This window comes from Acinetobacter sp. NyZ410, from assembly GCF_022828975.1.
Classification (GTDB): domain Bacteria; phylum Pseudomonadota; class Gammaproteobacteria; order Pseudomonadales; family Moraxellaceae; genus Acinetobacter; species Acinetobacter guillouiae.
This window is the reverse complement of record NZ_CP094620.1, coordinates 3,683,883-3,705,683: the sequence shown is the minus strand read 5'-3', so window position 1 is coordinate 3,705,683 and position 21,801 is coordinate 3,683,883. Positions and strand designations below refer to the sequence as shown.

The window sequence follows — 21,801 nt, the reverse complement described above, 5'->3', positions numbered from 1 at the left end:
TTCTAATATTTATCAATTAATTATAAGCGTTGTGTTTTTTGTCACTGTTGCTTTTTCAGCATTTCTGTTGAAAAAATAAACATGAATAAAATCTGTATATCAATGAGGGCTATTTAAAAGTAATAAAAATCAATGTTTTATATTTGATTTTTGCCTATTTAAAGATTGGCATAGGCTTTGCGTAACGCAGTGTAAATGTATTTTACTGAGTGTGATATGAAACAGAACTTTCAATTAAAGCCACTGGTGATTGCGCTAGGGCTATTTGGGGCAATTTTTCCATGTGCTATTTTTGCTGAAGAAACCTCAGAGCAAGCCAAGGATTCTGATGGTGATGTAATTACCTTAGCTGATGTTGTGGTGACAGGGGCAAATAAAAAAACCACCATTCTCCCCAAGCGTAAAGTCACTTCGATTTATGGGACGGATAGTTCTGTATTAGATACCCCACGTGTCGTTTCACAAGTGTCAGAACAACAGTTTCGTGAAGATGTTATTCGTAGTGCAGATGATTTGGTTAAGTATGCTCCAAGTATCACCAGAGGAGGTGGGCAAAATGCCAATTTCGCGCCACAGATACGTGGGCAAAATTCCGAAGTTTTTCAAGATAGCCAACGAATATACAGTACCCGACATCCGACCAATTTAAATGCGTATGAAGCTGCTGATATTGTTGCAGGACCAACGGGGGTAATTTTTGCACCGACGTCAGGTTCAGGAGGATATATTAATTATCTCACCAAAAAACCGAATTTTAATAAAGCACAAACCACGATTTCGGGATCAGTGGGTTCAATTTATGCAGGGCAAGGTGCTGAGCCTAATTTCTCAGTCAGTATTGATCATACTGCACCTATTTCTAAAGAATTGGCATTTCGTGTCAGTGCAACAGCACAACGAACAGATGACTATTATGACAATGTAAAAAATAATTTTAATGCATTTTATGGTGCTTTGGCTTGGCGTCCAGATGACAGTCTACGGGTTGACTGGAATATCAGTTATGACGATTATTCAGATTTTAATGTGACGCATGGTTGGAACAGAGCGACACAACAATCCGTTGATCAAGGGCTTTACTATAAAGGCAGAGCGACCCCGATTATTCAAAACGGTTCAAACTTTTGGTCTCCAGTCTTTGAGTCTGGTGCAGCTCACTCTAAAGTGATTGGTTGGCAAACTCGGCAGAAGAATGACAAAAATCAATATATTGCTGTAGGTCCAGTACAGACTTCTCCTTTGCCAAGTTCCAATGCTGATCAAGCGGGTACAATTCGAGGCTGGGTCTATGATCCATCAATCGCAGGCAATGGCTTAGTCAAATTAGATGATGATGTTTCTGGTCGGAGCGAAGATAAAAACAGTGCAAAGCGCTTTAGTACACAATTTAAACTGGTCAAAGATATCAATGAAAATTGGTCTGTGGCCAATAGTACGCTATATCAAAAGAGTCGTGATTTGGGTGATTCTGTTGGGAGTTTCTTTACCGATTTGGACCATGAATTATTGGATAACCGCTTAGAGTTTTTAGGCGATCATGACTTTGAGCTATTGAGTGTCAAAATCAACAATAAAAGCAGTACAGGTGGCGCTTATCGGCATGAGAAATTTACCTCTCTCGCAGCAAACAATAGTTTTAATATCAATCCTTATGATTTAACCAATGATCCATCACAGAAAAACCCTGGAGATTTATTGGGGTTGGTCAATCATGGCGGTTCGACTGGAAGCTGGATTGGGCAGGCTGGTGTTCCACAGTATTCGCAGTATTTTGGCTATTTAAATCTACCTCGAATGTATCCTGTGGGTCATGGCTTATATGCTGAAAAAGGCGGTTTTCCTCCCAATGGAGGTGGTGCAGTTTATACAGGAACAGGCTTTTGGGACACTTACAGCGTATTTACACAGCAAAATTTTACCTTTAATGATGTTTTTGGGATTAATCTGGGAATTAACCACAGTTCTATAAAAGCAAAATTAGAGAATCCACTGGTTTTAGTCCCTACAGATGTCCGCTCAGATTCCAATAAATATAGTTTGCTCAGCTATCAAGCCAGTACCTTTATTAAACCTACTGAAAAAAGTACCCTATATTTTACTTATGATAAAAGTACAGCTTTGAATACGGGTGTATTTGGTCCATTTTTAATTTGGGGCGCTGGAAATCAGCTAAATCCTTTGGCTTTTGACAGCCAAAGTGAATTAAAAGAAGTGGGAGTGAAATACGAGCCGATCACTGATCAACTTCTGTTAACGCTCAGTGGTTTTGAACAGAAGCGCGATTTATCACCTGATACCAATGGCAATATGGCGCGTTTTGAAATCAAAGGCCTTGAATCATCATTACGTTGGCAGCTACAAAAAAATATCGCGATCGGGGCAAACTTAACCTATCTCAATGCTGAATATTCTTCCATTATTCCGGCTGGTTTTTCACCTTTTGGTTTCCATGCAGACAATGCGACGGTATGGGGCGATAGCAATGCTTTAAACCAACGCAAAGCAGGACGTTATGATGCAGCAGGCATTCCTAAATATTCTGCAAGTGCTTATGTGGACTATCAGCACCAGTCAGGTTTTGGACTAAACTTATCGGGCTGGTGGACAAGTAACTGGTATACCAATCTAAGTCAGACCGTAAAGGTACCCAATAATTATAATTTAGATTTGGGACTTTATTATCGTCAACCGCAGTGGACAGTAGGCTTAAATATTCTTAATTTGACCAATGAGCGTAATTTCGTAAATGGTTTAGCTGGTGCAAATAGCGAGTTTTTACAGCCAATGCGTCCATTGACGGTACAAGGACAATTTAGCTATAAATTCTAAATTAAACAGATTTTTATTTTTGATTGCATTAGCCATACTTTTGTATGGCTTTTTTATAAATTTATTCTTAGTAGATATCATTAAAAATAAAAAACAGCAAAATGTTGAAATAACAACAATACGACAATCAGAAATGTCTATCTATCAGCAAAAATAAATATTTTTTTTATGATTTTTTATATAACACTTTGAAAATATTTAAATAAATAGAATGGCACAAAAGTTGCCAATAACAAGAATAGATTTATTTAAATGGAGTCACCATGTTTAAGGTTACAAAAATTAGGCAGAGTATTTTAACTGCTATGTGGGGCGTAACGGCGAGTGTTTCAACACTGGCTATTGCAAATGAAGAGATCGAGACTACACCAGCACAACAGGCACAGGTTGAAAAAGCCAAAGATGTCAAAAAATTAAGTGATGTGATCGTCACTGCACAATATCGGGCGCAAAATATTCAAAAAGTTCCAACTGCAATTACTGCTGTTTCGGGTAAGGACTTGGCTGCGAAAGGTTCTACTTTTATTGGGGATGTTTTAACCTATACACCAAATGCTGCAGCTGAAAACCCAGATGGGGATAGTCGTCCACGTTGGTATATTCGTGGTCTAGGTACGGGAGATGTGGCTGCATCGACAGTATTTCCTGTTGGCGTTTATGCAGATGGGGTTTATTTAAATGCGCCAGTTGCAGGTGCAGGTGACTTGTTTGATTTAGAGCGTATAGAAGTTTTACGTGGTCCACAAGGTACGCTCTATGGGAAAAACACCACCGCGGGTGCAGTCAATTATATTTCTAAAAAGCCTAATTTTTCAGATAAACCCAATGGATATGCAACCATTGGTTTAGGGGATCATAACCTACGAACATTTGAAGGCGCAGCAAACGGTAAAATTTCAGAAAATGTTGCGGTGCGCGGGGCTTTTTACTCTGAAGACCGTGACGGATATGCAAAGAATATTGCCAATGGTGAAGATTATGGCAACGTGGATAAAAAATCTTTTCGTTTCCAAGTGCTAGGCAAAATCAATGATGAATGGGATGCCTTGGTCAATCTACACAGCCAAACTTATAATGGTTTAGGCAGTAATGGTTCCTTAAGTGTGGGTAAATACTGGGGTATTTATGAAAGACCTAAAGGGCGAGACACCAATTTAGATTTAGATGAAAACAATAAGATTCAGCATGATGGCGCGTCATTAACCTTAACTGGAGATTTGGGGGGCGGATATAGCTTTACTTCGATTACTGCCTTTGATAAGACCACACAAAAGTCGATTTCAGATGGTGATTACACCCCTTATGATGTCGCACGAAGCTATAGTGATAATGAATGGCGTCAATATAGCCAAGAGTTCCGTATCGCTTCTGATGCTGAAAAACGCTTAAGCTGGATTGCAGGATTTCATTATTTTAATGAGGATTTAGATTCCACTGGAGTCAGTGCACGTGTCAATAAAACATTGCCAAATGGCGCTGCTTCTCAAACTGCGTCTACGCCAGCATTTAGAGATATAACCTATAACCAAGCCACTCAAAGCTTTGCACTTTTTGGTAATAGTACCTATAAATTTACAGATAAATTTAAAGTGACAGGTGGTTTACGTTGGACCAGTGAAGAAAAAGATATTGATCTCAATCTGACTCAGATCACAACGGGAGACTATACAAAAGGCAGTTGGTGGAAAAAAGATGGTTATAGCAATGCTGTTTATAACCCAACCCCAAATGCAAATGGGTCAACAAGTCGCAATAAAACTTGGAATGAGTTGACCTATGACATCACCCCAGAATATGAAATTAATCCTAATTTAAATACTTATTTTAGATTTGCACGCGGTTTCCGTTCAGGTGGATTTAACACTGGTTTATCCAGCAGCTTAACCCAACTTGCCGACGTGAATCCTGAATACTTAAATAGTTATGAACTCGGTTTAAAATCTACGTTATTGGACGGAGATTTAATCGCAAATGCCAATATTTTTTATTATGACTATAAAGATATTCAAACCAATTTACTGGTTGCAACAGAGGGACAAGGTGGCGGTGTGACCTCTGTTCTCGCCAATGGACCAAAAGCTGAAGTTAAAGGTGCTGAATTAGAATTAGATTATTCAGTGACTGAAAATCTACGTTTACGTTTTGCTGGTGCTTATCTTGACAGCGAATATACCGATTTCGTCGATAAAAACCCAATAACCAATGTGGTTAATGCAGATAATACAGGCAACAGTCTAGTCCGTTCGCCAAAATACACCGTCGGTCTGGGTGGAGAATATACCTTTAATCTCAATGATGGTGCTCGTGTTGTTGTAGGTACAGATGCCAGCTACCGTGACCGTGAGTTTTTCCTCGTAAACCGTCAAGATTATTCGGTAGATCCAATCTTAAGCCAAAAAGCATATACCTTATGGAATGCCAATGTTGGCTACCATAGCGCAAATAACAAATACCAAGTCAATGCTTACGTTAAAAACCTATTGAATGAAGAATATCAAGTACATGGCCGTCCAAATGGTCCCGCTGGACAATATGTTTTAACTTATGGAAACCCACGTCAAGTTGGTGTTTCTCTTACTGCTAAATTCTAAGTTATACGGAGAACATCATGGGAATTGAATTTTTTACCCGTCTACCACTGCATGGTGAAGCAGAGTACTTAGCAGGTGATCCACGCAATCGTGGTGATTGGTCACGTGTCGCGGGTGTAGAAAATACTGGTGCGACATCGAATTACCAAGTTGGTGATGACTTTACCTATATCGACTATCTTAGCCAAGTGGCTCGTGCGGCTGAAATCAATGGTTTTGCAGGCGCACTGATGGTGAATGCACCTACAGGTGAAGAACCATGGACAGTGTGTTCCTTATTGGCAAGAGAAACCAAGCGTTTAAACTTTGTGACTGCATTCCAGCCTTATCATTTTAGTCCTTATAATGCAGTACAAAGTGCAGCAACGTATCAGCGTGCCACAGGGAATCGGTTGGTTTGGAATATTATCAACGGTGGCTCTGAGGTTATTCAGCGCCAAGTTGGGGATGCTACTCCGCACGATGACCGTTATATCCGTGCGACTGAATTTTTAGATGTGGTGAAAGGGTATTGGTATAATGAATCATTCCATTACCAGGGCAAATATTATTCTGCTGAAGGCGGTGGTTTAAAATACCCTCTGAATAAAGCTGAACTACCGATCATTTGTACGGCAGGATCGTCTGAAGCTGCTCGTGAGTTCGGTGCGAAGCATGCTGATTATTATTTAATGCGTGCTGAAAAACCCAGTGAAATTGCTGAATTGATTGCAGATGTGCGCAAACGTGCTGCGAGATATGGGCGGGATAATATTAAATTCGGCTTATCCATTGATACGATTGCACGCCGTAGCGAACAAGAAGCGTTGGCAGAGGCACAACGTTATTTGGATGAAGCTGCTGAAAAACAACGCTTACATGCGTCTGCTGCACATGCAGGTTTGAGATCGGCACGTGTATTGAGTTTTGAAAAAGAATATAGTGAAAAAGCAGGCAGTAAAAACGTCGATGATTTCTTTATTCATCCCAATGTTTGGTCAGGCTTTGGCTATATTGGTATTCCACCAGGTGTTGCTTTAGTGGGAAGTTATTCGCAGATTATCGAGCGGATTCAAGAATATAACAGTATTGGGATTGATCTGTTTTTCTTGGCGGGCTATCCACATTTAGAAGAAGCTTATCGCCTTGGCGAACATGTTTTACCTTATTTCAAAAAACAGCGTCAGGCATTACAGCGTATTTCTGAAGAGGCAAAATATCGTATCGCCTAATTTCCATTGCAACATGTTAAAGCCAAGATTTTTAAACCAGTCTTGGCTTTTTTATACCAATAAAAAATACAAAGCGTGGCAGTGTAAACTTGATTTTCATACTCTTCTTTCTATGCAATGATCAAAGTTTGATTCCTGATAAAGCTTAACCACATTTAAAAATCATTCCGAAGCTTAATTTCGTAAGAGCTATACTGATTATAAGTAAATAAGTGAATAATAATGCTTACTTGCATTTTTTACACAGTTTCGTATATTTGATAGTTGTGCTTCATTTTATCAACAACAATAACCTGACAAACAAACATGACCATTGAGCAGGAAAAATGAAAGTAATTAATATCCATAAAAGAGAAATTCAGCAATCAAAGGCTGAAATTGCTAAGTTATTCAGGACTTTGTCAACAGATAATGATTTGATGTTAGCAACAGACAAATGGCCAGCCATGAAGTTGGACAATGGATTAAGTGTGGGTTCAAAAGGTGGGCATGGACCAATCAGATATTCTGTGGCAGATTATCAGCCCGAAAAATCAATCACTTTTCAGTTTGACTTAACCGGTTTTAATGGTTTTCACAGATTTAGCATTAATGAATTAGAATCCAACAAAACAGAAATTTCACATATTATTGATATGAAAACAACAGGTTTAGCGACTTTAAAATGGGCTTTAGCAATTCGTTGGTTGCACGATGCCTATATTGAAGACGCATTTGATAAAGTTGAGAATCATTTTACAGCTGACAAGAAAAATAGTGAGTGGAGTTTATGGGTTAAATTATTGCGAAAAATATTGAAACCTAAAAAGAAATAAAAACCAACAACCAACTTCATATTGTCTAAGCCCATTGCAACAGGTTAAAGCCAAGATTTTTAAACCAGTCTTGGCTTTTTTATATTCATTTTTATACCGATAAAAAATACTGTGGGTTGTCGTTGAAGCTTTAAACAGAAAACCTGTAATGGTTTAAATCATGTAACGACATAAAGCGTCAACAATCCTATATAAAAAAATAAAGCTGTTTTCTTTCAATAATAAATCCTGATATTTGTGTATTTTTATTTTTTATAGATTTACATTTCTGCTATCAGAAAATCACCAAAAGCATTGACCTTAAAGTTAACTTTAACCTTAGTATAGAATGACGGTCCATACGAATCGTATCAAACATTGTAATTTACTGACATGAATGAGAACAGCAATAAGTTATTCAAAGTGTAAATCATACACAGGAGAAATTAACATGGCATATGTTACGACAAAAGATGGTGTTGATATTTTTTATAAAGATTGGGGACCGAAAGATGCCCCAGTATTATTTTTTCATCATGGATGGCCATTAAGCTCGGATGACTGGGATTCTCAGTTATTGTTCTTTTTAAATGAAGGCTTTCGTGTGGTTGCACATGATCGTCGCGGACATGGACGTTCAAGTCAGGTCTGGGATGGTCATGATATGGACCACTATGCCGATGATGTTGCAGAAGTGGTCAAACACTTGGGCATTAAAAACGCAGTACATATTGGTCACTCCACTGGTGGTGGTGAGGTTGTTCACTACATTGCACGTCATGGCGAGGAAAATGTATCCAAGGCCGTATTGGTCAGTGCTGTACCTCCAATTATGCTGAAAACGGAAAAAAATCCGCAAGGTTTAGCCAAAGAAGTCTTTGATGACTTACAGAATCAGCTTTTTAAAAATCGTGCTCAGTTTTATCATGATCTACCAGCGGGGCCATTCTATGGCTTTAACCGACCAGATGCTCAACCTTCAGAACCCGTCGTATTGAATTGGTGGCGACAGGGCATGATGGGTGGAGCAAAAGCGCATTATGATGGAATTGTTGCATTTTCACAGACTGACTTTACCGAAGATTTGAAAAAAATCTCAGTACCTGTTTTAGTCATGCATGGGGATGATGATCAAATTGTACCTTATGAAAACTCAGGGGTACTTTCTGCCAAACTGGTTCAAAATGGCCGATTAAAAACCTATAAAGGTTATTCACACGGTATGTTAACCGTCAATGCCAATGTAATTAATCCAGATTTATTGGCTTTTATTCGCGAGTGAACAGTTGTCGTTTGATCTAAAGCAGAATAAAAATAGAGGCCTTGCGGCCTCTATTTTTTATTAAAGTATCAGGTGGTTATTCTCTTATTATGATGTAAGTCTTTGAATAAAATTAGTTCTTAAAATAATAAAAATTTAATGTGAAAAAAGGATTGACATTAAAGTGAGCTTTAATCTTAAAGTAAGTCCATACTCTATGAGGCTATAAAAATGAACGTCTTTGAAAAATTAGTTTTACCCAATGGTACTCAGATTCCAAATCGTATTGCAAAAGCTGCGATGGAAGAGAATATGGCAGATCTCAATCATGCACCATCAGAAGAGCTCATGCGTTTGTATCAAGCATGGGCAGATGGTGGTGTTGGTTTAATCATTACAGGTAATGTGATGGTGGATCGTCGTGCGATGACAGGACCGAGTGGGGTGGTCTTGGAAGATGAACAGCATTTAGCGCACTTCAAACGTTGGGCGCAAATCGCACGTTCTCAAGGCGCGCAAGCATGGTTGCAGATCAACCATCCGGGTCGCCAAATGCAGTCAAATTTAGGTCAGCCAACGTGGGCACCCTCTGCTGTGGCTTTAGATTTAGGTAAAATGTCAGATCGTTTTAATACTCCAATTGAAATGACTCAAGCCATGATTGACGAAGTGATTCAACGTTTTGCCAATACCGCACGTTTGGGTGAAAAGGCTGGATTTACCGGTGTAGAAATTCATGCAGCTCATGGCTATCTACTCAGTCAGTTCCTTTCACCTTTAAGCAACCAACGTCAAGATCAATGGGGCGGTTCATTGGAAAATCGTGCACGTATTTTGATTGAGATTGTCAAAGCAGTACGTGTAGTGGTGTCATCAACATTTACAGTTGCTGTTAAACTGAATTCTGCCGATTTCCAACGTGGTGGTTTTAGTGCTGAGGATGCGCAGCAAGTAGTTAAAATGTTAAATGATCTGTCAGTTGATTTGGTTGAATTGTCAGGTGGCAGTTATGAAGCACCAGCTATGCAAGGCCAAGCCAGAGATGGACGGACTTTGGCGCGTGAAGCTTATTTCTTAGAATTTGCTCAAGAGATTGGCAAGGTTGCCCATATGCCGATTATGGTGACTGGTGGTATTCGTCGCAAACCCGTTGCAGAACAAGTCATTGACAGTGGGATCGATATGGTGGGGATTGCAACAGCCTTAGCAATCGACCCTAACTTACCCAATGCATGGAAACAAGGTCAGAATATCGCACCTGAATTGAAACCAATTCACTGGGAAAATAAAACCTTAGCTTCACTTGCCAATATGGCAACAGTCAAATTCCAGTTACAGAAGCTTAGTCATGGGAAAACACCCAGTCCTAAGGTTTCACCTTTATGGGCCTTGATAGTACAACAGACAGAAACGACATGCCGCACACGGCAGTATAAAAAACGTATGCGTGAGTATTCACATTCAGCTTAAGTACAGTGCGTTGTTCAGATGTTGGATTTGATGTGATCCGACAGACTGTACTGCGGCTCGAAGACGCTTTACTTGATGCTTAGGTATGATCACCCATTAAAGTAATGATGAGAATACTGATCAATCTTTTTGTAGACTCCAAGGTTTGAACATCATAGATAATTTATCAATGACTTATGCACAATCATGAGCTTAAAGTAAGATTTAAGCTCAATCGCTTTTAGGATTAAGCGATAAGCTAAAGATGTTTAAATTTTATCATTGGCATAATAAAGATTCAGTAAACGGTTGGCGTTTTCTTCACAGGTGATTTCATCAGGCTTACTATTGATTGCAGTGATCATGCTGCGTAAGTTTTGCTTACTGATCAACAACTTTTGTTCTAGATCTTCAATATCTTTGATTTTACTTTCAAGTCGCCCAATCAGAATATTATGATCCCACTTGCCTACATTTGAAGGCAGGAAAGCTTTGATTTCAGCCAATGAAAATCCAACTTGTTGCGCTTGCTGAATTAAAAATAATTGTTTGAGGTCATTGTCGCTATATTCACGATAACCATTAGATTTACGTTTTGCCTTGGGAAGTAGTTTAATTTGTTCATAATAACGAATCGTTGGGGTACTCAAACCACTTTGTTTGGATAACTCGCTAATGTTCATTTTACTGACTTCCACTTGACATTAAAGTTAACTTTAGACTTATGGTCGGGTAAAAGCAAGATGAAAAATAACGTTAAAGCTGAGGTCAATCAGGTTTAAACGAATATTGTGAGTCCTTTCGGTGGAAATTCTCCCATTGAATCAAAATCATTAAACATTTGTTGTGATGAGCTATATTGAAATTAAATAATGATCCATTTAAATATCAATAGTTTGCAATAAATTCATGCCATTTATTTGTTACGTGCAATTTTAACGATTAATTTCAAGTTGTTGTCCCTGACAATTCAAAAACAGCTGTTGTTGATGCCAAGCAAGTTGCCCAGAAACAATTGTGGTGCTGACCTCATAAGCAAATGTTTTATGCATAAATGGTGTCCAATTGCATTTCATATAGTTTTTTTGATCTTTCACTGCAATGTGCTGTTGATTTTCTCGAAGGATCACTAAATCAGCCCAGTAACCTTCTCGAATATAACCACGGTCTTTGATCCTAAATAAGTCTGCCACTTGATGTGCAGTTTTTTGAACCAGTGTTTCAATACTCAGTTTACCTGCTGCAACCAGCTCCATCAGTGCAGGTAACGCATGTTGTACTAAAGGCAGACCAGAAGGGGCATAAAAATATGACTGGTGTTTTTCATCCCAAGTATGTGGGGCGTGGTCAGTACCAATAATATCCAAGCGATTACTATTCGCAAGGGCATTAATCAAAGCATCTTTATCTTGCTGGGTTTTAATCGCGGGATTACATTTAATTAAGTGGCCCAAAGTAGCATAATCAGCATCATCAAAACTGAGATGATGGATACACACTTCTGCTGTGATATGTTTTCGATTTAAAGGCAGATTTTTAAACAAACACAGTTCTTTCGCGGTGGTGATATGTAAAACATGCAACTGTGTGGCATATTTCTCGGCCAAAGATACAGCTAATTTTGAGCTATCAAAGCAGACATGTTTATTTCTAATCTGCGCATGAATTTCTGCTGGAATATTTTCCCCATATTTTTGAAAATAGAAATTTTCTTCCGCTTTAATGGCAGGGGTAAACTCGCAATGGGTCAATAAAACCGTTGGAACATTTGCAAATAAACGTTCCAAAACTTTAGGGTCATCGACGAGCATATCACCCGTAGAAGCACCCATAAAAACTTTAACACCACTGATTGATTTAGGATCAAGTTGTTCAATAATATCTAAATTATGCGCACTGACTCCAAAATGGAAAGCATAATTGGCCCGACTATGTTGTTTTGCAATCTGCTTTTTCTGGGTCAAAGCGTCTAGGGTTAAGGTGGCTGGATTGGTGTTTGGCATATCCATATAGCTGGTGATTCCACCAATTGTTGCTGCCATTGATTCCGAAGCAATATTGCCTTTATGCGCTGCGCCGGGATCTCTAAAATGAACTTGGTCATCAATCATGCCAGGAATTAACCACGAACCTTCAGCGTCTATATTTTTCGCATGATAAGCCCCTGTAATATTGGGATGAATCTTTTCAATCCGTCCATGTCGAATCAGTACATCGGAATAATACTGCTTGCCTTCATTGACAATATTGGCATTACGAATAATAAGATTGGGCGGATTTTTAAAACTCATTGTGCAATGCCTTATAGCCTTGAACCAGTTTGATATTGGTGCTGACAACGCTTTCTGAAAACTCACTGATTGAAATATCAATGGGTGGAAATTGCTTTAAATCGGTTTTGGGATTGATATAACTCATTGCAGGTACATAAAAATGATCAGGTAAATCACGACCATCAACCACTGCATTGTGACGAATCGCGCTGTGATGACCCACTTTGCAATTAAATAACACACTGTTAAAGCCAACAAAAACATGATGTCCAATTTCACAGGGACCATGAATAATAGAGCGATGCGCGATTGAAGAATTTTCACCAATGATCACTGCTGCCCCCGCTTTGGAATGAATCACCACTCCATCTTGAATATTGGAATTTGCACCAATGATGATGGGTTCCATATCACCCGCGTCATTGGTTTCATCTGCTCTGATCACTGCATAAGGCCCAATAAATACATTGGCATGGATAATGACTTTTCCGCAAATAATCGCTGTTTGGTCAACATAGGCTGATTGATCGATAACAGGGAGATCACCAGATGGGTTTTTTCTAAGCATGACTAGACCATTTTAAATAAGTTAAACAATGAAGGTGGTTAAGATAAGGCATTACCATTGCCAAGCGCCCTGAGCAACTGCGTCATGAGCATGTAAACTTTCTGCATGAATCACTTTAAAGTTAAAGCCTAGAATGCTGGGATGATGGATAAATGTGGCATACAAGCGTCTTAATGCATCTTCACAAAACATCAGGTTTTGACCATTCGCAACAGCAAAGGCTTGTTCATCAATACGTTTTACCGCCGTTTGTACGGGTGTCATCAAGGCTTGCTCAGCCTGATTAATAAATAAAATCAGTGGAATATATTGAATGTTTTGATCTAATTTGAAATTTAACTGAGCAAAACTTCTTTGACTGTGAGGCGTTGCTGCAATTGCGTCTGTGCTATTTAGCCAACTGAGGATTTCTTGTGGGTCTAACTGAATCTCATGATTTTCCAATGCGGATGCAAATCTTTGTTGAATGATGTTTCTGGCAAGTGCTGCGGAACAAGGACAAGTAGATGAATAGGGAATTTCGATTTTTAATTCAGCATAAAAATCATCTTTTAAAAGCTGACAGGACAACACAAAAGGATAGCTTTTCCAGCCAGACAATTGGCTGACTAAGGCTGGGCGCTCGAGATAAAGCTCACTATGAATTTCGATTTTGGCATGCGCTGATAAATCTTTATGGCTGGCTAAGAAATCCAATAAAGCGTTTTTAATATCAAGTAGCGCTAAATTTTTGATCGTGCTCAATTTCAAAAGTCGGGTATACAAGCGCGACATATGAATACCTTTGGCAAACACATCATCCAAACTGACATAAGCATTTACTTGGCTTTGGCAAAGGCAATTTTCGAGATAAAGCGGAAGCGCGATTTTTTCCATACCGACCCAATCGAGTGGGTAGTAATAGTTTCTTGTGAGTGAGGATTCAGCCGAAACATCTGGAAGAACAAGATTCATAGGGGGAATAGCTTAAGTTGAAATACATATTGTTATGTTATAACATAACAATATTAATCAACACTACTCATCTGAGTTAAATTTACGCTATGAGATCATTGCAAATTGAGATGAACAAAAAATATTTGATCGGATTCATACTCTGCCTTTCTGCATGTAGTCAAAACAACTCAAATACAATTCATGCTATGCGTACAGTTCAGCAAACGTCGCCACAAGTGCCATTAAAAGCAGACTTTCCTCAGCAGCAAGGTATTTTAAAACAAGAAAAAAATCTGCCGCCTGCCTATTTAAAATGGCTTAGTGAACCGAAAAATGCTGAAAGCGTTCAGGCTTATCAGCGCTTTTTAAAGCAACAAGGTATTTCTGCTTATATTCCTACTTTTGAATTTTTACAAACAGCCAGAGATTGGCAACAATGTGATGCATCTGAATTTGAAGTTCCGCCACAAGAGCTGTGGGGCAATATTGTGCCAACATTAAAAATTTTAAATCGTCTTGTGGATGAAAAAATTTTAACCCAGTTTAGCGTGACTTCTGTCTATCGAAATTTCAAGCTTAATCAGTGTGCAAAAGGCGCTGCTTCCTCCAAACATATTTTTAATGCCGCATTAGATTTTCGTATTGGTGATGAAAATCCGGACTTAAACCAACAGCTGATGATTCAAGAGCGCAAAGCAAAGTTATGTCAATTTTGGCTGGATTCTGGTGAGGAACTTCACATGGGCTTAGGCGTCTATGCATCAGGACAGATTCATATTGATAGTGCAGGTTTTCGTACTTGGGGTGCAGACCATCGCTATAGCTCATCACCATGTATCAATAACGCTTTAATTGGCAACAATAAAAAAGTGAGTGAATCGCCATGAAGTCAAATTTCATCCGTGACATCAGACAACTTTTAATACGAGAAATTCAAGCGACACATATGTATCCGCTATTAAACAATCTAAATCCTGATGTTTTTCAATCTTCAGCTTAGATTTATAGCAACTTGATAAACGCTGTAATCATCAACGAATGATTAAAACCGAATCATCAAATTGCAGTGTTGAAAATGTATGTGCAAGCACAGCTAAAATTTAACTCTAAAGCGATCTGTTTGGAGTTATTCAGTCAGTATTTTCATGTCGATCTCGATATGAAAACACAAAAATATAAAGTGAGAATGCCAATGAATACTCTTTTAGCCACTCCGCAAAAACTTCCCGTCACCGTACTTTCTGGATTCTTAGGGGCTGGAAAAACCACTTTACTCAATCATATCTTAAACAATCGCGAAGGCCGAAAAATTGCAGTGATTGTGAATGATATGTCGGAGGTCAATATTGATGCCGCTTTAGTTCGAGAGGGCGGTGCTGAGCTTTCAAGAACGGATGAAAAGTTAGTTGAAATGAGTAATGGCTGTATTTGTTGTACTTTAAGAGAAGACCTACTGGTTGAAGTACGTCGTTTAGCACAGGATCAACGCTTTGATCAATTGGTGATTGAATCTACAGGGATCTCTGAACCACTCCCTGTTGCAGAAACGTTTACCTTTGAAGATGAAAATGGGATTTCTCTCAATGAGTTTGCCCGCTTAGATACAATGGTGACTGTGGTCGATGCTTATAACTTTTTAAAAGATTATAGTTCGCTGGATAGCTTACAAGCGCGTGGTGAATCATTAGGTGAACAAGATGAGCGAAATGTTGTTGATCTACTGATTGATCAAATTGAGTTTTGTGACGTGATTGTATTGAATAAAACAGATTTGATTGATCAAGACGAGCAGGAAAAATTATTTGGAATTTTGCAGTCTTTAAACCCAAGAGCAAAAATTGAAGTTTCTGCGTTTGGCAAGGTGAATCTTGATCGAGTGTTAAATACCCAGCTATTTGATTTTAACGAAGCGGCACAAGCTCCGGGTTGGTTAAAGGAATTAAGAGGTGAGCATACGCCTGAAACAGAGCAATATGGAATCAATAATTTTGTTTATCGAGCGCGCAGACCTTTTCACCCACAACGGTTTTTTGATTTTATCAACTCCGAATGGAAAGGCGTAATCCGTTCCAAAGGCTTTTTTTGGTTAGCCTCAAATCCCGAGTTTGCTGGATCTTGGTCTCAAGCAGGGGCGATGGCACGCCATGGTGTTGCTGGATATTGGTGGGCAGCAGTGCCAGACGAACATTGGCCTACAGATCAACAAAGTCGAGACGCAATTCAACAAAGCTGGGATGCTCAAACAGGTGATGCACGACAAGAAATCGTATTGATTGGGATGCAGATGGATCAATCTGAACTTATTCGTCAATTTGATGCTTGTTTATTAAACGATGATGAAATGGCGCTAGGAGCAGAAAAATGGCAAGAGTTTGAAAATCCTTTTAGTGGGTGGACTGATTCTATCATTAGCCATTAATTCATTATGATCCATTCAATTCAGCCAAAGCATTGCTGAGAATACTTGCAAGCATGAGCACTTTTAATTATACACTCATGCTTGGCTTTATATTTTATTAAAATTTAGCTCTTAAGGTGAAAGTTACATTACGTGGTTCTCCCCAATAAACACCATTATAGAAACCTACATTTAAATAGTATTTTTCATCAAATAAGTTATTGATATTCACACTTGCAGTCAGCTCATCACTTAACTTATAACTGGCAAAAGCATTGGCCAATACATAGGCCTTTTGTGTGACTACACCACCGTTATAGGCATTTGCAGGAGCTCCCCCCCATTTTTGTGAAATTTCACTTTGCCAATTCAATCCACCACCTAATGTTAGCTTTTCTGAACCTGTCCAAAGATTTTCTGGAAGAGTAATACTACTAAATAACTTTACTTGGTTTTGAGGAATATTGCTTAAAGCATTGGCGTTTGCAGAACTTACGCTATTTACATAGGTATAGCCGAAGCTAAGATTCCAATTTTCCTGTAACTTTCCAATGGCTTCTAACTCAATACCATTGACTTTAAGTCCTTTGCCCGATGACATATATGCAGTATCCATCTCATCTACTTTTGGAATAGTGCCATTTTTTACACCATCACGATATTCAACATCTTCTACCGCAAGGTCTTTGACACTTGACCAAAATAGAGCAGCACTGGTCAATAACTTACCATCCAATAGATCCGCTTTAATCCCTAGCTCAGTGGTGCTTCCCATTTCAGGATCTAGATAATCGCCGAAACGATCTCGTCTAGTGGACGGATTAAATACATTGGTATAGCTGGTGTAGGCTGTATAAGTATCATTAATATCGTACAAAATCCCCGCATAAGGCACCAATTGATCAAAGTTACGTGGCTTTGTAGGAGAAACAGGGGCATTAGGATCCCACTTGTCAACTTTATAGTCATACGAGCTATAACGTGCGCCCAAAATTAACTTAAGCGGGTCAGCTAGATTTAAACGTAAAGTTGAATATACCCCGTAAAGCTCTGTGGTATTGGTACTTCCAGCTCCAGTTTTCTCATAGGTTGGTTTTGGAATATTACCAGTCCAATTACGATAATCAGGTATAGCTGCTGGATACTCGAGATTGCTTTTTACACTCAATGAGGTATTTTCACTTTTAAAACCACTATAGCCAATAATTAAATCATGTTGGCGATTTAACAACTGAAATGGCCCTGTGGCATACAAATCAATATTGAGTTTTTTACTTTCAGCATAAGGGCTAACACTGGTCCATAGACTCAGCCCTTTTCCTGTGCTTGGGTCTGGAAAGCCACTACCACCATAAGCCACCATCCAACTATTATCCGAGGTGCTGTGGGCAATCGCTGCTTTAACCATCCAGTCATTGGCAAAAGTATGTTCAATATCAGCAAAAACGGTTTTATCGGTATTAGCAATTGAACTCCAGTCCGCAGATAAACTAAAGTTTCGCGGAAAATTTGCTTTGCTTCCATCAGCATTGAAATATGGCACTGTACCCCACGTTGAGCCTTTAGGATCGTTGTCTTGATATTGAAATCCGACTGAGGCTGTTGTTGTTGGGGTTAAATCTGCACTGATAATCCCCATTGCGGCTGTGGACTTGAGCTTATAACGATCCATATAGGATTCTTTATCGGTATACGCTGCCATGAATCGACTTCGAACACTGCCATCTTGAGTCAGTGGAATGGATACATCTGCTTCAACACGGGTATTGTCCCATGAGCCATAAGTTGAGCTGACATTGCCCTTAAACTCTTTTTCAGGACGCTTACGTACCATATTGATGGTTGCAGAAGGGCTGCCTGTTGAACCAGTTAAGCCAGAAGCACCTTTGATCACTTCAACTCGGTCAAAGAAAAAACTATCAAAGCGGGGAGCATTGTCTCCTACAGGCATACCATCAATTTGCCTATTGGTAATTTGAAAACCACGGGAATAGTAGTTAGAACGTTCACTGTCATTTTTAGTCGCGGTAACGCCTGGTGTTGCGGCAAGAACATCATCCAGAATGGTCAGCCCGCGTTGTTCAATTTGTTCACGGGTGACGACGCTTACAGATTGTGGTGTTTCTTTTAAAGATAATTTTAATTTTGATGAGCTTCTTGAAGATTTTGCTTTAAAACTTCCGCTTCCCTCAGTTTTTTCATCCTGAGCATCTGCTTTAACTGTAATGGTTGGGAGTACCGAAGTATTCGCTTCATTACTTTTTTGCTCTTGCGCAAAAGCACTATGGGAAATAGCACTGCAAATAAGAATTGATTTTATTGCAATGTTTAATGCCGTTTGTTTACGTAGATTGTCCATAAGAATAGAAATTGGTAAATAAGAATCGTTATTATTATCAATAAGAATACAAAAAGATACAAATAGAACATAATTTTTAAACTTTTTATTGGTGATATAAATACAAGATATAGTCGGATTTTTTAATTTAAATATATGATTTTTAAGTGTAAGTTGTGAAGTGGTGGGTGTTATTTTTGAGTGTAAATTTACACTAATAAATTGCGAAATAATAAGCTTATATCTTTTTCCATTGTCGGTTTTCTTCTGAAAAATTAACCAGAAAAGAAATACCTGATTCATCACCAACAAGATATGAGGATGGGTTTACCATCAGTACCTTTAATAAAGTCCCAGTTTCAATAGTAATTGGTTCTAAATCATCTTTATTTAAGGTAACGGGTTGGAGTAATTCAATGATTTCCACTTTTATACTAACCTATTGTTTGAACATAAAATTCTATAAATAATTATTGCACAGCGCGATGAGCTTTGCTGAGATACAGCGTTAAGAAACGCAACATTGATGGGGCTTTATGTAGCCTAAACATTTTTAAAGTTTCACTGTTGTATAAGGCTAAGTTTTCTCTCAGCGGAAAACTTAGCTTAGACAGTTTTAAATTTTATAAAGTAATCGTTGCACCAAGCGCTTTAACAAATTGGGCTAACCAAGCAGGATGTGCTGGCCATGCTGGCGCTGTTACCAGGTGTCCATCTGTGACTGCTTCAGTGACTGCAATATCTGCATATTGTCCGCCTGCGAGTTTAACTTCTGCGGCACATGCAGGATAAGCGGAACATAAGCGTCCTTTTAATACATCGGCTGCGGCAAGTAGTTGTGCACCATGGCAAACAGCGGCAATTGGTTTTTTAATCGCATCAAACTCGCGAACAATTTCGATTACTCGATCATTCATACGTAAATATTCAGGTGCACGACCACCCGGAATCACTAATCCAACGTAGTTTTCGCTGTTAACTTGGTTAAAGTCATAGTTAATTGCAAAGTTGTGACCACGCTTTTCACTATAGGTTTGCTCACCTTCAAAATCATGAATCGCCGTTGCGATTGTATCGCCAGCTTTTTTATCAGGGCAGACTGCATGAACACTATAGCCCAATCCAGTGAGGAACTGAAAAGGAACCATGGTTTCATAATCTTCAACATAATCACCCACTAACATTAGAATTTGTTTAGACATTTTTACACCTTTTGTTTAAATTTTATGATTTATTTCATGTAAAATAGCATGCTCTAGTTGCAGTTTTAAGTTGAATTTATACGGCTTTAGTCTTAATTTAACAGACTTAACTGTAATAAAAATTGTATTCAGTGATGAATGAGAAAAATATGAAAAAGTGTCTATTGGGTTTAGTGATTGCGGCGGCTACCATGAGCAGCCATGCTGCGGTAGAAGAAACAGTGTATAGAGGAATGGGCGAGGCATCTGCACAGTTTCCAAGCTTTAAAAAGATGCAAAAGCAGGGGCTAATCAATAAAAAACCGGATATTTCAAGAAATGACTATAATGATGTATATAAATTAAAAAAACCGCTTCAATTTATGGGACAAACGGTTGCACTGCTATCAGACGAATATATGACACAGTATGCTGGATGTTGTGTTAGTGAGGGTTGGGGAGCGGTTTTAGCTAAAAAGAGTGATATGAAACTCTTGACTCAATTTGCCAAAACCAACCAGTGCTCATTAAGCAAAGTAGAATCAGATGCCAGTAACTATTATGGTTTTAAACTGAAAGCATTACCAACAGCAGAATATTATGAGCTTTCTTGCCGAGAACGTGATTTAGAAAACCAGCAGTAAAATAGATAAATCAAACTATATAGAGCAGTCGCGATTTAAATCTCAGATTACATTATAAGTTTTCTCCCTCTTTGCTTTGTGTGATACATGGCTTAGAGGGAGGGAGATGTCTTGACTGAATTTTTATGAATGAACCTGTGTAGGTGGTCTTGATCAATATCTACAGAATTAAAGCACCTGTACCAGCACCAATCACCATTAACCAAACTGGATGAACGTTTTTAAACAAACTTAGGCAAATAGTGATGGAGACGATTGCAATCAGTAAAATATTTTGAGCAGAGGCTTGGGCAATAATCCAAGCACTGACTAAAACCAAACCGACTGTAATAGGTTTTAACGCCTTTTCAAATTTCGCCCGAAGTGGGTGACTTTTAAAATTATTCCAAAATTTAAGTGCATAAATGGTGATGATTGAAGACGGACCAAACTTTGCAAAAGACGTCACGATCAATCCCATAGGCCCTGCGACATGCCATCCCACCAAGGGAACAATCATCATGTTTGGACCTGGTGCAGCTTGTGCCATTGCAAACATAGAGCTGAATTGCTCAGCAGTCATCCATTGGTGAATCACAACCACCTGATGTTGCATTTCAGGTAAGATCGCATTCCCGCCACCAAAGGCCAATAAAGACAGTTGAGTAAACACTAAAGTCAATGTGATGAGAACATACATCTTATTTTACTCCTGAGTCACTTTAGTTTGATTAAATGCTAAAACTGCCATATTCACGGTAATTAAAATCAACAGCGTCAGTGCCAAGGGCAATTTAATCAACAGCATAAAAATAATGGTCAAGATAATGGTGAAATAGGTCAGCTTACTTTTCATAATTGGTTTTAACATCTTAAAACCTGTAGCAAACAGTAGACCCGCAGCAGCGGCAGCTAAACCTTGAATCATGTGTTGCACCATTGGGATATCTTGAAAACTGCTATATAACTGGTACAACGAGATAACAATAATGGTCGGAGCCAGCATAAGACCAAATACCGCACTAATCGCACCTTTTACTCCAGCAAAGTCATAACCAATCGCCACTGCCATATTTACAATATTTCCACCGGGTAAGATTTGGCAGACACCCAACAAGTCGGTAAATTTTTCAGATGTTAACCATTTCTGATCTTCTACAATTAAACGATGTGCGAGAGGGAGTACCCCACCAAATCCCATGAGGCCAAGTTTCATAAAGCCTAAAAATAATGCTTTGCAATTGGGTGTGGTCATGGATTGTTCCATTGGGATTGCTTCAGTATTCATTTAGACCTCTTCAATTTGCTGTGATGTACTTGGCTTGAATGTGATTATCTGCTTGTTGAGT

18 protein-coding genes are annotated in these 21,801 nt (G+C 38.8%); 9 read left to right on the top strand and 9 right to left on the bottom strand.

Annotation, left to right across the window (positions count from 1 at the left end; genetic code table 11):
* Window positions 1-216: 216 nt before the first annotated feature.
* From MTO68_RS17625 to MTO68_RS17600, 6 genes are all read left to right on the top strand, one after another.
* On the top strand, window positions 217-2,829 hold the full coding sequence (locus MTO68_RS17625; protein ID WP_244013650.1) for a TonB-dependent receptor plug domain-containing protein: 2,613 nt from the start codon (window positions 217-219) through the stop codon (window positions 2,827-2,829).
* A gap of 263 nt (window positions 2,830-3,092) precedes the next feature.
* Entirely contained in the window at window positions 3,093-5,420 is a 2,328-nt protein-coding gene (locus tag MTO68_RS17620; RefSeq protein WP_343212613.1) for a TonB-dependent receptor, read from the top strand.
* Between the two features lie 17 nt (window positions 5,421-5,437).
* Window positions 5,438-6,631: an LLM class flavin-dependent oxidoreductase gene (locus MTO68_RS17615; protein ID WP_244013648.1), complete on the top strand. Its 1,194-nt coding sequence runs from the start codon at window positions 5,438-5,440 to the stop codon at window positions 6,629-6,631.
* 326 nt (window positions 6,632-6,957) lie between these two features.
* Window positions 6,958-7,446 carry a hypothetical protein gene (locus MTO68_RS17610; RefSeq protein WP_244013646.1) on the top strand — a complete coding sequence of 163 codons (489 nt, stop codon included), beginning with the start codon at window positions 6,958-6,960 and terminating at the stop codon, window positions 7,444-7,446.
* A 430-nt stretch (window positions 7,447-7,876) separates the two neighbouring features.
* Window positions 7,877-8,707, top strand: coding sequence for an alpha/beta hydrolase (locus MTO68_RS17605; protein WP_244013644.1), 831 nt, complete (start codon window positions 7,877-7,879; stop codon window positions 8,705-8,707).
* A 210-nt stretch (window positions 8,708-8,917) separates the two neighbouring features.
* Complete coding sequence (locus MTO68_RS17600; protein WP_244013642.1) at window positions 8,918-10,156, top strand: NADH:flavin oxidoreductase/NADH oxidase family protein; 1,239 nt, start codon at window positions 8,918-8,920, stop codon at window positions 10,154-10,156.
* A gap of 248 nt (window positions 10,157-10,404) precedes the next feature.
* Here the strand turns inward: MTO68_RS17600 and MTO68_RS17595 are convergent, their stop codons facing one another.
* The 4 genes from MTO68_RS17595 to folE2 all read right to left on the bottom strand — a co-directional run bounded on the left by MTO68_RS17595 (window position 10,405) and on the right by folE2 (window position 13,930).
* Window positions 10,405-10,818, bottom strand: a complete 414-nt coding sequence (locus tag MTO68_RS17595; protein ID WP_244013640.1) for a MerR family transcriptional regulator — start codon at window positions 10,816-10,818, stop codon at window positions 10,405-10,407.
* A 252-nt stretch (window positions 10,819-11,070) separates the two neighbouring features.
* The gene (locus MTO68_RS17590; protein WP_004823367.1) at window positions 11,071-12,426 is read right to left on the bottom strand and encodes a dihydroorotase; all 1,356 of its coding nucleotides are present in this window, start codon (window positions 12,424-12,426) and stop codon (window positions 11,071-11,073) included.
* The gene (locus MTO68_RS17585) at window positions 12,416-12,976 is read right to left on the bottom strand and encodes a carbonate dehydratase (RefSeq protein WP_244013638.1); all 561 of its coding nucleotides are present in this window, start codon (window positions 12,974-12,976) and stop codon (window positions 12,416-12,418) included. The genes MTO68_RS17590 and MTO68_RS17585 overlap by 11 nt, the downstream gene beginning before the upstream one ends.
* A gap of 51 nt (window positions 12,977-13,027) precedes the next feature.
* On the bottom strand, window positions 13,028-13,930 hold the full coding sequence (gene folE2 / locus MTO68_RS17580; protein ID WP_244013636.1) for a GTP cyclohydrolase FolE2: 903 nt from the start codon (window positions 13,928-13,930) through the stop codon (window positions 13,028-13,030).
* 110 nt (window positions 13,931-14,040) lie between these two features.
* Between folE2 and MTO68_RS17575 the strand changes: the two genes are divergently transcribed.
* Both MTO68_RS17575 and zigA read left to right on the top strand, forming a co-directional pair.
* Window positions 14,041-14,799, top strand: a complete 759-nt coding sequence (locus tag MTO68_RS17575) for a D-Ala-D-Ala carboxypeptidase family metallohydrolase (RefSeq protein ID WP_171500316.1) — start codon at window positions 14,041-14,043, stop codon at window positions 14,797-14,799.
* A gap of 305 nt (window positions 14,800-15,104) precedes the next feature.
* Window positions 15,105-16,331, top strand: a complete 1,227-nt coding sequence (gene zigA, locus MTO68_RS17570) for a zinc metallochaperone GTPase ZigA (RefSeq protein ID WP_244013634.1) — start codon at window positions 15,105-15,107, stop codon at window positions 16,329-16,331.
* A gap of 97 nt (window positions 16,332-16,428) precedes the next feature.
* Here the strand turns inward: zigA and MTO68_RS17565 are convergent, their stop codons facing one another.
* The 3 genes from MTO68_RS17565 to MTO68_RS17555 form a co-directional block, all read right to left on the bottom strand.
* Complete coding sequence (locus tag MTO68_RS17565) at window positions 16,429-18,669, bottom strand: TonB-dependent siderophore receptor (protein WP_244013632.1); 2,241 nt, start codon at window positions 18,667-18,669, stop codon at window positions 16,429-16,431.
* A 217-nt stretch (window positions 18,670-18,886) separates the two neighbouring features.
* On the bottom strand, window positions 18,887-19,075 hold the full coding sequence (locus MTO68_RS17560; protein WP_239045155.1) for a hypothetical protein: 189 nt from the start codon (window positions 19,073-19,075) through the stop codon (window positions 18,887-18,889).
* A gap of 196 nt (window positions 19,076-19,271) precedes the next feature.
* On the bottom strand, window positions 19,272-19,850 hold the full coding sequence (locus tag MTO68_RS17555; protein WP_004717451.1) for a DJ-1/PfpI family protein: 579 nt from the start codon (window positions 19,848-19,850) through the stop codon (window positions 19,272-19,274).
* Between the two features lie 149 nt (window positions 19,851-19,999).
* Here MTO68_RS17555 and MTO68_RS17550 point away from each other — a divergent pair, with 149 nt between their 5' ends.
* Window positions 20,000-20,473: a hypothetical protein gene (locus tag MTO68_RS17550; protein ID WP_239046753.1), complete on the top strand. Its 474-nt coding sequence runs from the start codon at window positions 20,000-20,002 to the stop codon at window positions 20,471-20,473.
* 160 nt (window positions 20,474-20,633) lie between these two features.
* Here the strand turns inward: MTO68_RS17550 and MTO68_RS17545 are convergent, their stop codons facing one another.
* Together MTO68_RS17545 and MTO68_RS17540 are read right to left on the bottom strand one after the other, a co-directional pair.
* Window positions 20,634-21,152 carry a chromate transporter gene (locus tag MTO68_RS17545; protein ID WP_244013630.1) on the bottom strand — a complete coding sequence of 173 codons (519 nt, stop codon included), beginning with the start codon at window positions 21,150-21,152 and terminating at the stop codon, window positions 20,634-20,636.
* A 6-nt stretch (window positions 21,153-21,158) separates the two neighbouring features.
* Window positions 21,159-21,740, bottom strand: a complete 582-nt coding sequence (locus MTO68_RS17540; protein ID WP_004717445.1) for a chromate transporter — start codon at window positions 21,738-21,740, stop codon at window positions 21,159-21,161.
* Window positions 21,741-21,801: the final 61 nt, after the last annotated feature.